The organism is Ureibacillus sp. GCM10028918 (assembly GCF_042666115.1).
GTDB lineage: Bacteria > Bacillota > Bacilli > Bacillales_A > Planococcaceae > Ureibacillus.
The window spans coordinates 32,573-45,101 of record NZ_JBHTFK010000006.1 but is presented as its reverse complement, the minus strand read 5'-3'; the positions used below and the strand labels follow the sequence as shown (position 1 = coordinate 45,101).

Here is a 12,529-nt window from a genome sequence, read left to right as displayed (position 1 = left end):
GGTATAGATATGTAAATTCATGTGTAAAGACAGGTGGGTACAATATGAGCAAAAATACAGAAACAACACCGATTTCTCGTAATAAACTATTACGTGTTGCGGGGGTTGGCTGGATGTTTGATGCAATGGATGTTGGGATTTTATCCTTTGTTATTGCAGCACTAGCAGTCGATTGGGATTTAACCACATCTCAAATGGGATGGATTGGCAGTATTAACTCTATCGGTATGGCGGTAGGGGCATTAGTATTTGGGGTATTTGCAGATAAAGTCGGGCGCAAACAAATTTTTATGTGGACGTTAATTATCTTCTCTGTTGCAAGTGGTCTATCAGCAATAACGACAACATTTGTAGCGTTTCTGATTCTAAGATTCCTTGTAGGAATGGGGCTTGGCGGAGAACTTCCTGTAGCCTCCACGTTAGTATCCGAAAGTGTTGAAGCGAAAGAACGAGGGAAAGTTGTGGTTCTGCTGGAAAGCTTTTGGGCAGGGGGTTGGTTGATAGCAGCCATTATTTCCTACTTTGTCATTCCAGCAGAATTTTGGCCAATCGAAGGCTGGCGAGTGGCTTTACTCTTAACAGCTATTCCAGCATTATATGCAGTCTATATAAGAATTCATTTACCTGACTCTCCGCAGTTTACGGCAAAACCTGAGGCAAAAAATCGATCTATCATGCAAAATATTGCAGGAGTTTGGGGCGGGAAATATTCTCGTTCAACCCTTATGCTATGGATTCTTTGGTTTACAGTAGTATTTTCATATTATGGAATGTTTTTGTGGCTGCCGAGTGTAATGGTAGGGAAAGGATTCGACTTAATTTCTAGTTTTAAATATGTATTGATCATGACATTGGCACAACTACCTGGTTACTTTACAGCCGCGTGGTTCATTGAGAAATTGGGAAGAAAATTTGTTCTTGTAACTTATTTAGTAGGTACAGCAGCAAGTGCATTTGTTTTCGGGAATGCAGAATCAATTGCCGTACTACTTACTTCGGGAATTTTATTATCCTTCTTTAACTTAGGAGCATGGGGTGCACTTTATGCCTATACACCAGAACAATATCCAATGATAATCAGAGGAACAGGTGCTGGGATGGCGGCAGCTGTTGGACGCATTGGAGGAATATTTGGCCCGCTGTTGGTTGGATATTTATTAAATGCAAAATATGAGATTGGGTTTATCTTTTCGATCTTCTGTGTATCGATTTTAATAGGTGCTGCAGCAGTATTATTTCTAGGGAAAGAAACAAAGCAAACTGAATTGGAATAAAATAAAATTTGGCTGATTTAAGTTTTTTATTGAACTTGAATCAGTTTTTTTATGGCGAATTTTTCTTAATATAATTAGATTTTTCATATAAACATCCAGTATTTTTACAATTTATCAACTTTTTTAAGTTAATGTGTTAAAGTTTTTTCTGAAAAATCATTGTATTCAATCTATAATAGTGATAATATCAATTATTAAATTAGTATATGTATACAAAAAGGAAAAGAATAATTGAATAGAGGAGTGGGGGAGCTAAAATGTGCTTTTGTGATCAGATTAAAAAGCGGTTTATCCGTTTATCTAGAGGACAGCGTAAAGTTGCCCAGTTTACTATTGATAACCCAAACGTTATAGCTACTCATATAGCTTCGGATATCGGTAAGCTAATTGGAGTTAGTGAATCGACTGTAATTAGGTTCTGTTATGCAATGGAATTATCAGGTTTCTCGGAGCTGCAAGAGAAAATTAGGGCGGATTTAATGGGACAAGGCGACAAGGTAGAAAAATCGCATCCGCTTATACCGAAGAAGAATGTAAACCTTCTAAATGAAGTGATGAACCGAGATGTAGCAAGTATATTAAATACGATTAATATTGTTAATGAAGAACAATTTGATCGAGCAATTAAATTGATGCACGAATCACAAGACTTATATGTACTCGGATTGAGACAATCATTACCTTCAGCCAACTTCTTAACTTGTACGTTAAGTAATTATCGAAGACAGGTCAAACAAATTGAGCCTGATGTGGAGAACATTGTACAGCAAATAAATAGTATGGAAGAGGATACTCTATTATTTGTTATAGCACTAGATGATTGTGCTGAAGATGTATTGGCAATTTCGAAAATGGCAAAAAATAGGAAAGTGAAGATGATTGCGATTACCCATTCGTGTATTTCGTCAATAAGAGGTAACGCAGAGGTACTGTTTACAGTAGGATCACAAAAGTCAGCATTCGCCGAAACAATTACTGCTGCGCATTCATTAATCCATGCATTAGTCGAGGGAATGGTTGCGCAAAATAAAAATCAATATACAAACTTTCAGAAAGTGAATGCACAAATCAATAATAATTCTCTATATTTAGAGAAAACACTCTATATTTAGTTAAGCTATTGTTTCGGAGAGCGTATTCGTAAATTGCGGGGGCATTTACGAATGCGCTTTTTTCTAAGAAAAGTGGAGAACGCTCTTTCAGCTCCGACAACAACTGGAGGGGCTGGCAAAAGGACGCTCTTTGTCCTTGAAGACAGCACCGAAGTTGTGGAGGAGCTAGCGTTTGCAACTAGACAAAAAGAAAAGTGGAACGGGCTCGTTCAGTTCCGACAACAACTGGAGGAGTTGGCTGCAAGGACGCTTTTTGTCCTTGAAGACAGCACCGAAGTTGTGGAGGAGCTAGCGTTTGCAAACAGTGAAGTTCTTTTTTCTATTCATGCTGTTGTATGATAAAATAAACTCGAAATCATTGAAGAAAAGATCAATAGGAGGCCTCATATTTATGAGCAAAGTATTAATTTTCGGACACAAAAATCCAGATACAGATACGATTACATCTGCAGTTAGCTATGCGTATCTAAAACAACAACTTGGGGTGGATGCAGAGGCAGTTAGATTAGGCGAGGTAAACAATGAAACACAATACGCATTAGAAAAATTCGGTTTTGATGCTCCTCGTCTAATAAGTAATGTGGCAGGTGAAGCTAGTGAAGTGATTTTAGTAGACCATAACGAGCGTCAACAATCAGCTGAGGGTATTGAAGAAGTAAAGGTGACAGAAGTAATTGACCATCACCGTATTGCAAACTTCGAAACTTCAGATCCACTTTACTATCGTGCTGAGCCAGTTGGATGTACAGCAACAATCCTTAATAAAATCTTTAAGGAAAATAATGTAGAAGTACCTTCGAATATTGCTGGTCTAATGCTTTCTGCGATCGTATCGGATACGTTATTATTTAAATCTCCTACTTGCACAGAACAAGATGTACAAGCCGGAAAAGAATTAGCCGAAATAGCTGGTGTAAATTTGGATGAATATGGTTTAGCTATGTTAAAAGCAGGTGCAGATCTTTCAGATAAATCACTAGAGGATTTACTATCACTAGATGGAAAAGAGTTTGCGTTTGGTGAAGTCAAATCAGTTATAGCTCAAGTGAATGCAGTAGATGTAAATGATGTCTTAAATCGTAAAGACGAGCTAGTAAGCTTAATTAAGCAAAACATTGAAGAAAATGATTTAAATCTATTTTTCTTCGTTGTGACAGACATATTAAATAATGATTCAACTGCTGTAGTAGTTGGTGATGCTGCAGAAGCTGCTGCTGAGGCATTCGGAAAAGAATTAGTAAATGATTTAGTTGATTTACCTGGTGTTGTATCTCGTAAAAAACAAATCGTTCCAGTTTTAACTGAAGGACTATAAAATAAAAAAAGGTTGGCCCAAGTCATTCTAATGTGACTTTTGTGGTCCACCTTTTTTATATTGGCAATAATTCAGTTAGTAGGGCATAATCTCGCGTCCTCAACTTCAACCCCGGTTCCCGATACTACTTTCTTAACTTCAATGGATAAACTGCTGGCCCTTCGATTACGTTGCCATTTTTATCATAACGAGAACCATGGCAAGGACAATCCCATGTTTCGTCCCCTTTATTCCATCTTGTTTTACAGCCTAGATGTGTACATTTGGGAGCTTCCATTCTTGTCAAATACCCTTCAGCTAAATTAGCTGTTACAAAGCCAATTGTACTTAAGCCCCTTAAGAAATTTGTCCCAAACTGATCCCGTGTAGGGCTGTAAATACGGGCTGCCTTGTGGGTTTCATGTGTAATTAAACTTGAAAGTATCTCTCCGGCAACGAGTGAATTCGAAAGCCCCCACTTACGGTAGCCAGTAGCTATATAAAGGTCCGGCGTGTCCTCAGAAATCTGTCCAATATAAGGAACTAAATCAGGAGTGTTTGGATCTTGTGCACTCCAAAGGAAAGGAGGTGGCTCCGGTAAATTAAAAGTCGTCTGCATTTCGTCTTTTAACGTTTCATAATAACTGTCCGTATCCTCGACTTCTCCTGCAATATGACTGCTTCCTCCATAGATAAGATAAGGGGTATCTTCTACTAAGGCAGTACGAGTCGAACGTGATGAATTTTCAACGGATAAGTATTGGCCTTTTAGTTCTTCGGTTGTCTTAGCGGCAAGTAAATATGAACGATCAATCGATAATTTTACTGTGATTAGGTTCTTTATTGATTCGATTGGGTAGTGCGTACATAATACTAATTTCTTGAACGTAACCTTTGAATCGTTATCGGTTAATAAGAATTTCTCATCAATTTCAACCTTTGTCACACGACTATTTGTATAGATTGCAGCCCCATTTTCCAGTGCAAGTTTTAAAAAATGGTTCGCAAATTTTGTCGGATGAATTTGTGCAGTATCCTCCATTTTGAGAGCAGATGTGACATCAAAAGGAAGCTCGGTTTCAGTTGTTTCCACCCCAGGAATGTTTAATTCTTGATAGGCGTATAATTCTTTTTCTATGGTTTGCTTGCCGGAAACTGTAGTGGCATATAAATAAGAATCCACTCTTTTGAAAGTATCTTCTGAAGCCACTTGAAGTGCGGATTCAATTGCATTTTTATTTGCCTCATAATAGGTAAACACATCTTCAGTAGAAAAGTACTTCAAAAGCTTGGAATAAACTACACCATGTTGTGGTGTTAATTTACCAGTAGAGTGCCCGGTTGTACCGATAGCAAGCGAGGGCTTTGCTTCGAGTAAGACAACATTCACGCCTTTTTTAGCAAGAAGATAAGCAGTATAGATTCCAGATAATCCGCCCCCCACAATACATACATCACAATCCAAGGAAGTTGATAAAGTGGGGAATGCAGGAGTTTCTACGTTATTTAGCCATAATGAATTTTGCATAAGTGCCTCCAGTTTACTCATATTTCACACAATCAAAGTATCGAAATAAATATTATATAGTAGTAAATCTCACTATTTTGGTGAAATTATCTACTTTATATAAAGTATTGGAAAAAAAGGATGACTATATTCAAATGAGCACTTTAATTGTCGAAAAAATATTTCACTCGTACAATGAAGAAAAGAGGAGGAATTGCTGATGAAAGTTGAAGTATGGTCAGATTATGTTTGTCCATTTTGTTATATAGGTAAACGTCAACTAGAACAATCTATTAAGGATTCTGGATACGAAGGACAAATTGAAGTGGAGATGAAGAGCTTTTTGCTCGATCCCACTACACCTATTGATACAGACAAAACGGTATATGCTAGCTTAAGTAATAAATATAATATATCAGAAGAACAAGCCAAAGAGATGACGAAAAATGTTGCTGAGCGTGCAAAGGAAGTTGGATTAAATTACAATTTCGACATTATGAAAGATGCAAATACAACAGCTGCACATCGTTTGGCAAAATGGGCAAGTACAAAAGGTAAAGGTCCAGAAATAAGCGAGAGATTTCTTCAGTCATATTTCCTAGAAGGCGGTGCCATCGGGAAACAGGAAGTATTGCTAAGCTTAGTAGAAGACATTGGACTTGATAAAGCTGAGGCACAGGAAATTTTAAATGGTAGCCAATTTAGTGATGAAGTGCAGAAAGATATATCAGCAGCACAAAATTTAGGTGTCCGCGGAGTTCCTTTCTTTGTCATTGATAATAAATACGGTATATCAGGAGCACAACCAAAAGCTATCTTTGAGCAAACGATATCAAAGGCTGCAGATGAAGCTGGTTTAAAACCTAAATTAAAGATGGTTGGAGATAATGGATCAGTATGTGCAGATGGGCAGTGTGAATTTTAGTAACTGAAATGCAAATTAGCATAAGATATTAAAATTTGTGAGTGGAATTCAGTCAAAAGTATTAGAACTGTTTTATTGAAATAATTTTTTAACTCCATTAAGATTAATTATATATCTTGATTTCAAGATACATAATTTTTTAAAAGGAGTTTTTATATTATGACAAAGGTATTAGTCATTAAAGCAAATAACCGCCCTGATGGCGTTTCAACGAAAATGTACGAAGCTTATGTAGAAGAAGCAAAGAAAGTTGAAGGTGTAGATCTAACAACTTACGATTTATTCCAGGAGGATACACCGTATTTTGGACAAGAACTATTTAATGCATTTGGTAAAGTTCAAAACGGTGAAGAATTAACTGAATTAGAATCTCGTCTTTTAGCAGCAAAACAAAAAGCAATGGATGCTGTAACTGCTGCCGATGTAGTTGTACTTGCATTCCCGCTTTGGAACTTAACGATTCCTGCTAAATTACAAACTTTCATTGATTATGTTTATTCTGCTGGCTTCATGTTTAAATATTCTGCTGATGGACAAATGATTCAGTTATTAACTGACAAAAAGTTTGTTGTCTTAAACGCTCGTGGTGGCTACTATTCAGCTCCAGAAGCACAACCTATGGAAATGTCGGTAAACTACATTAAAAACGTATTTGGTGGAGTAGCAGGAATGACACTTCATGATGAAGTAATCATTGAAGGACATAATGCTGAACCAAGCAAAGCACAAGAAATCATTGCAGAAGGAATCGAACGCGTAAAAGCATCGGCTCAAAATTTAGCTAAAGTAAATGCATAATTTATTGAAACCCCAACTTGATCATGGAAGTTGGGGTTTTTCTTCGTTATAGATACTTCTTAACAGGATTAAAATCACTAAAATATAGAATCTCTTTGTCGAATGAATAGAGTCAAAAGGGAATTCATAAAATCATTGAGGCAATAAAATCAGAAATATTCCTAATATCGCTTTAATTTGATTCAGCTTACTTTTCGTAACTAGATGTAAAATGGTACACTAGGAATAGAACACGCATATGATAAATTCAATTGAATGTTAATAAGTATATTGAACTACTTAATTTGAGGTGGAATGATGAAAGAATCTGCAATATGTCCCCGCCTAGCCAAAGCCATGGAGTTGCTTGGGAAGCGGTGGACAACATTAATACTATATCAACTACTAGAAGGCCCACAACGTTTTAACGAAATTGAAGCGGCATTACCCGTAAGTGGTCGTCTTCTTTCAGAGCGTTTAAAGGAACTCGAGAAAGAGGGGGTTGTTGAAAGGAAAGTTTACACAGAAGTACCTGTTCGTGTAGAATACTTCCTTACAGATAAAGGAAACGCACTGGAGGGTGCGATTCGTGAAGTCGAGAAATGGTCACAATGTTGGATAAAATAAGGCCATGTATCACTTGTCAAAAAGCTTTTAATTACCCATACTTAAAAAGAGTATGTAGTAGAAAGGAAATTTGCTTTTATGACAATTAAGCGCTGGGCAGAAGATTTAGCAAAAATAGTAAATCCTGGTAACATTAAAATTAATGAATCTTTAAAAACATATACAATGACGAAACTTGGGGGCAATGCCGATATTTTTGTCCTGCCTGAAACAGAAGAGGAAGCAACGGCGGTAGTAAAATACGCATATCAACATGAGGTGCCCCTATTAATGTTAGGGAATGGTTCCAACATGGTTGTGCGTGATGGCGGTGTTAGGGGAATCGTTATTTCATTTACAAAGCTTGATGAAATCCGTTTAGATGGGGAAAAAATATATGCACAAAGTGGAGCGCTCATAAAAGAAGTGTCTCGCACTGCGGCAGCCAATAGTTTAACAGGCTTTGAATTTGCATGTGGCATACCTGGTTCCGTTGGTGGAGCCATGGCTATGAATGCAGGAGCATATGGTGGAGAAATTAAAGACATTATTGTAGATTGCACGGTATTAACAAAAGAAGGCGAACGTATAGTTCTATCGAAAGAAGAGCTTGAGCTAGACTATCGTAAAAGCATTATTGCCAAAAAAGAATATTTTGTACTCTCTTCAAACTTCCTGCTAAAAAAGGGAAATCAACAAGAGATAGATGAAAAAGTTGCAGACTTAACTTATAAACGGGAATCAAAACAACCTTTGGAATACCCATCGGCAGGTAGTGTCTTTAAGCGACCACCAGGCTATTTTGCAGGTAAATTAATTCAAGATAGTGGCTTGCAAGGTAAAGGTGTAGGCGGTGCTGAAGTATCAACAAAGCATGCAGGGTTTATTATTAACAAAGGCCAAGCAACAGCTACAGACTATATTCAGACAATCGAAATGGTTCAACGTACGGTAAAAGAAAATTTCGATATAGAACTTGAATTAGAAGTGAAAATTGTTGGTGAAGATCTAACAAACTAAAAGAGAGCGTCTCTCCTAAAGTTAGGCGCTCAAAAGTGTAGACAAAGTCGGTTAAATCCGACTTTGTCTACACGTATTTTAAGGTGATTCTTGATGAGTAATGTTTCGCCAGACTGCCTTGAAAACGCCCGCCAGACAAGACGGATCGCAGAAGTCTTGTCCCGAATAGAACAAAACGTTCATAAAAGGGACGAGCCAGCAAGTCAACGCAGGTTGAAAGGCGTTGTTTAAAGTGTGAGTGCCTCTTGTAAAGGGAAGCGCTTATTTGCAATTCAGATATAAGATAAATAATTAATTTATACATAGAGGGGTTTGCAATGAAATTCATATCTTGGAATGTTAACGGAATACGTGCGTGTGTGAAAAAAGGTTTTATCGGTTATTTTAATGAAGTAGAGGCAGATTTTTTCTGTATTCAAGAAACGAAATGTCAAGAGGGGCAAATCGAATTGCCATTTGAAGGGTATCATCAGTATTGGAACTATGCTGAGAAAAAAGGCTATTCTGGGACTGCCATTTTTACAAAACATGAACCACTTACTGTAGCGTATGGTGTCGGAGAAGAAGAAAGTGAGTCAGAAGGACGTATTATTACACTGGAATATGACACATTCTATTTAGTAAATGTGTACACACCTAATTCACAGCGAGATCTAGCACGCTTACCTAAACGTCTCGAATGGGAAGAAAAGCTATCCGCGTATTTAAAGGAATTGAATAGTAAAAAGCCGGTCATCTATTGTGGGGACTTAAATGTTGCGCATGAAGAGAAGGATTTAAGAAATGCGAAATCTAATATTGGAAATTCAGGTTTTACTTTTGAAGAAAGGGGCAAAATGACAGAGTTACTTCAATCGGGATTTATTGATTCATTCAGGCATTTTAATCCTGAGAGAGAAGATGCTTTTACTTGGTGGTCGTATATGAATAAAGTACGTGAGCGAAATATTGGTTGGCGAATTGATTACTTTATCATTTCTAAGCAATTAGTAGAACATGTTCGAAAAACAGATATTCATGCCCATGTACTAGGCAGTGATCATTGCCCGATCTTATTGGATATAAATGTTAATCTGTAAAAAAGCTTTACTTGCAATAACTTGCTTGTTAAAATAGACAGATTTCATTATACAAATTATCTACAAGGCTATGTAGAGTTTGTTGAAAAGAAGAAGAATAAATATAGGTAGGCGAAAATCTTTGTCAAAGCCAATACTAATCAATGTAACAGAAGAAATGGTACAAGGTCTTGTAAGATTTTTGTTGCATAGTCCTGATTATCAAACATTTTGTGATTGTGAATCCTGTCAAATGACTATTTGTGCATATGCGTTAAATCAATTGCCAACGTACTACGTGTCAACAAATGATGATAGAGAAGAAGCATATATTACATTAAAAACACCCCATCATCTCGAGTTAATTAATAAAAAGATTATCATAGCAATTCATACAGTTGGCAAAAATGCAAACCATAAAAACTAAAATGTCCAATAAGTCTGTAAAAGGCTTTTTGGACTTTTTTCTTCAAGTTTAATTTATGCTAAACGGATAAAATCTATATTAATTGTTTTAAGTTACCTTTTTAGGTGTGTTGTAGTAAAATTAAACTGATATTTTGAAAGTGAGGAGACTTGTTATGCCAACACCTAGTATGGAGGATCATATCGAGCAAATTTATTTGTTAATCGAAAATAAAGGATATGCGAGGGTGTCGGACATAGCTGAGGCATTATCTGTTCTCCCTTCCTCAGTAACTAAAATGGTGCAAAAATTAGACAAAGACGGATATTTAGTATACGAAAAATATAGAGGGCTAACATTAACATCGAAGGGTGAAAAACTGGGTAAACGTCTTGTTAAAAGACACGAATTGCTTGAACAGTTTTTAAGGCTTATTGGTGTAGATGAAGGGCGAATATATGAGGATGTTGAAGGAATCGAACACCATTTAAGTTGGAATTCGATTGACCGAATTGCAGACCTAGTCCAACTGCTGGAAGAAGAGTCGCACCTAGTCAAAAGATTGGAAGCTATGAAAGAACAATAAAATCACTTCTATTTAAATAGTGGAAAGGAAAAGAAAATTGAACGAATTACAATCAGGTCAAGTTGTTGAATTAACAGTCTTAGAGGAACAGGGGTCAAAATGGTTACTAACGAATGGCCATATCGAGATCCCTTTAAACAGTTCTGATGTACAAACACCTTTAGCAATTGGTGAAAGAGTTAAAGTCTTCCTATATGCGGATCGTCGTGGCAATTTACAAGCAACTACTGCCATTCCAGCGATTTTGCAAGGTGACTACGGCTGGGCTCGTGTTATAAAAGTAACAAAAGAGGGAGCATTTGTTGATATCGGATCATCAAGAGAGGTTCTAGTCAAAGAAGAGGATTTACCTCCTTTACAAAATGTATGGCCGGAAGTGGGAGACCATCTTTTTTTAACACTTCGAACTGACCGTAATGGGGATTTATTTGGCCGTTTAATAACGGAAGAAAAAGTAAATGAATTGTATGAGGGTGCATATGATGAAATGCACAATAAAAACATTAAAGCACGTCCTTACCGACTATTGCCAGTAGGATCGTTTTTAATAGGCATAGAGGAACCTTATCGAATTTTTGTTCATAATACGGAGATGGAAGCAGAACCAAGACTCGGTCAAGAAGTTGAAGTGCGAATCATCGCAGTAAAAGAAGATGGTTCATTAAATGGCTCATTGCTGCCAAGAAAGCATGAAAGACTTGGACAAGATGCCGAAGCAGTTTTTGCGTACTTACAAAGCGTTGGCGGTAAAATGCCATTTGGAGATAAATCCACACCAGAAGAAATTACAGAAATGTTCCATATGAGCAAAGGAGCTTTTAAAAGAGCTCTTGGTACGTTAATGAAAGCCGGGAAAATTAAGCAACAAGATGGATGGACAGAAATTTTATAAAGAAAAGTAAAAAGCTGTGACCAAATTATCTGTGTCACAGCTTGTTTTATAAAAAAAGAGTGTTTACAATTCAAATTCTAAGGAAAGATAAAATGGAACCTTTTACTTTTTTTTACGTACTAATTGTTGAAAAACATAAAAAGGGGATATAGAGAAATGAAACAAAAGTGGATATTGATTGTTGCAACATTTGTATTATTAGTTTCCGTAATCATGCCAATGAGTGCCTTTGCAGCTAATAATACTCAAAGTGCTATAAATGAAAAATTAGGAGTACCCATTATTGTTTACGGAGCAAATTTAACCGAGGATGAAAAAGCAACTGTAAAAGAAGCACTGCAAGTAGATCAGGAACCAGAAGTAGATGAAATCACGGTTTCTGGTGAGGATTTAGTAAAGTATATTAGCGATAGTAATCCTAGCTCGAGGATGTATTCTTCAGCTAAGATTACACGTGAAGAAGCGGGAAAAGGACTAATTATTAGTATTGTTACACCAGATAATATTACCGAAGTAACTTCTGAAATGTATGCGAATGCAATGCTAACTGCAGGGATTGAAGACGCGACAGTGGAAATTGCTGCACCAAAACCTGTAACAGGTCATTCTGCACTTGTGGGCATTTATAAAGCATATGAAGTAAAAACTGGTGAAACATTAGATACTGAACGTACTGACGTAGCAAATGATGAACTTTCTGTAGCTACACAAATTGCAGAAAATGCAAATATTACTGATGAACAAATCGCAGAATTACTGACTGGTATTAAACAACAAATCTCTGAGTTGAATCCGGCAACTAAAGAAGAAGTAGAACAAATTGTTAGTGATCAATTAGCAAAGTTAAATATTGAGCTTAGTGAGCAAGATCGCCAATTATTAGTCGATTTAATGGATCGCATTAGCCAACTTGATATTGACTTTTCGAAGCTTTCGGATCAATTAACAGATTTAGCGACTACATTTGAGGAAAAATATGGGGAACTCATGCAAGATGAAGGCTTCTGGAATGGTGTGAAAAACTTCTTCAATAATCTGATTGATACGGTTTCTTCTTGGTTTAAATAATTAT

At 36.7% G+C, this 12,529-nt stretch carries 14 protein-coding genes; 13 read left to right on the top strand and 1 reads right to left on the bottom strand.

Annotated elements, in window-relative coordinates:
* Window positions 1-44: 44 nt before the first annotated feature.
* From ACFQU5_RS08250 to ACFQU5_RS08235, 4 genes are all read left to right on the top strand, one after another.
* Window positions 45-1,274: an MFS transporter gene (locus tag ACFQU5_RS08250; RefSeq protein ID WP_390286654.1), complete on the top strand. Its 1,230-nt coding sequence runs from the start codon at window positions 45-47 to the stop codon at window positions 1,272-1,274.
* 257 nt (window positions 1,275-1,531) lie between these two features.
* The gene (locus tag ACFQU5_RS08245; protein ID WP_390286652.1) at window positions 1,532-2,386 is read left to right on the top strand and encodes a MurR/RpiR family transcriptional regulator; all 855 of its coding nucleotides are present in this window, start codon (window positions 1,532-1,534) and stop codon (window positions 2,384-2,386) included.
* A 51-nt stretch (window positions 2,387-2,437) separates the two neighbouring features.
* Window positions 2,438-2,725, top strand: coding sequence for a hypothetical protein (locus ACFQU5_RS08240; RefSeq protein WP_390286650.1), 288 nt, complete (start codon window positions 2,438-2,440; stop codon window positions 2,723-2,725).
* A gap of 52 nt (window positions 2,726-2,777) precedes the next feature.
* Window positions 2,778-3,701 carry a manganese-dependent inorganic pyrophosphatase gene (locus tag ACFQU5_RS08235; protein WP_390286648.1) on the top strand — a complete coding sequence of 308 codons (924 nt, stop codon included), beginning with the start codon at window positions 2,778-2,780 and terminating at the stop codon, window positions 3,699-3,701.
* Between the two features lie 124 nt (window positions 3,702-3,825).
* Here ACFQU5_RS08235 and ACFQU5_RS08230 read toward each other — a convergent pair whose 3' ends face one another.
* Entirely contained in the window at window positions 3,826-5,208 is a 1,383-nt protein-coding gene (locus ACFQU5_RS08230) for an FAD-dependent oxidoreductase (RefSeq protein WP_390286646.1), read from the bottom strand.
* Window positions 5,209-5,407: 199 nt separating this feature from the next.
* Between ACFQU5_RS08230 and ACFQU5_RS08225 the strand changes: the two genes are divergently transcribed.
* From ACFQU5_RS08225 to ACFQU5_RS08185, 9 genes are all read left to right on the top strand, one after another.
* Complete coding sequence (locus ACFQU5_RS08225) at window positions 5,408-6,112, top strand: DsbA family oxidoreductase (protein WP_390286644.1); 705 nt, start codon at window positions 5,408-5,410, stop codon at window positions 6,110-6,112.
* 159 nt (window positions 6,113-6,271) lie between these two features.
* Window positions 6,272-6,910, top strand: coding sequence for an FMN-dependent NADH-azoreductase (locus ACFQU5_RS08220; RefSeq protein ID WP_390286642.1), 639 nt, complete (start codon window positions 6,272-6,274; stop codon window positions 6,908-6,910).
* A gap of 297 nt (window positions 6,911-7,207) precedes the next feature.
* The gene (locus tag ACFQU5_RS08215) at window positions 7,208-7,516 is read left to right on the top strand and encodes a winged helix-turn-helix transcriptional regulator (protein WP_390286952.1); all 309 of its coding nucleotides are present in this window, start codon (window positions 7,208-7,210) and stop codon (window positions 7,514-7,516) included.
* 78 nt (window positions 7,517-7,594) lie between these two features.
* Window positions 7,595-8,515, top strand: a complete 921-nt coding sequence (gene murB / locus ACFQU5_RS08210) for a UDP-N-acetylmuramate dehydrogenase (protein ID WP_390286640.1) — start codon at window positions 7,595-7,597, stop codon at window positions 8,513-8,515.
* A 317-nt stretch (window positions 8,516-8,832) separates the two neighbouring features.
* The gene (locus tag ACFQU5_RS08205) at window positions 8,833-9,594 is read left to right on the top strand and encodes an exodeoxyribonuclease III (RefSeq protein WP_390286638.1); all 762 of its coding nucleotides are present in this window, start codon (window positions 8,833-8,835) and stop codon (window positions 9,592-9,594) included.
* A gap of 121 nt (window positions 9,595-9,715) precedes the next feature.
* Window positions 9,716-10,000, top strand: coding sequence for a late competence development ComFB family protein (locus tag ACFQU5_RS08200; protein ID WP_390286636.1), 285 nt, complete (start codon window positions 9,716-9,718; stop codon window positions 9,998-10,000).
* A gap of 154 nt (window positions 10,001-10,154) precedes the next feature.
* The gene (gene mntR, locus ACFQU5_RS08195) at window positions 10,155-10,565 is read left to right on the top strand and encodes a transcriptional regulator MntR (RefSeq protein WP_390286634.1); all 411 of its coding nucleotides are present in this window, start codon (window positions 10,155-10,157) and stop codon (window positions 10,563-10,565) included.
* 37 nt (window positions 10,566-10,602) lie between these two features.
* Window positions 10,603-11,457, top strand: a complete 855-nt coding sequence (locus ACFQU5_RS08190) for a CvfB family protein (protein ID WP_390286632.1) — start codon at window positions 10,603-10,605, stop codon at window positions 11,455-11,457.
* A gap of 156 nt (window positions 11,458-11,613) precedes the next feature.
* Window positions 11,614-12,525: a DUF1002 domain-containing protein gene (locus tag ACFQU5_RS08185; RefSeq protein ID WP_390286630.1), complete on the top strand. Its 912-nt coding sequence runs from the start codon at window positions 11,614-11,616 to the stop codon at window positions 12,523-12,525.
* The last annotated feature ends 4 nt before the right edge of the window (window positions 12,526-12,529 follow it).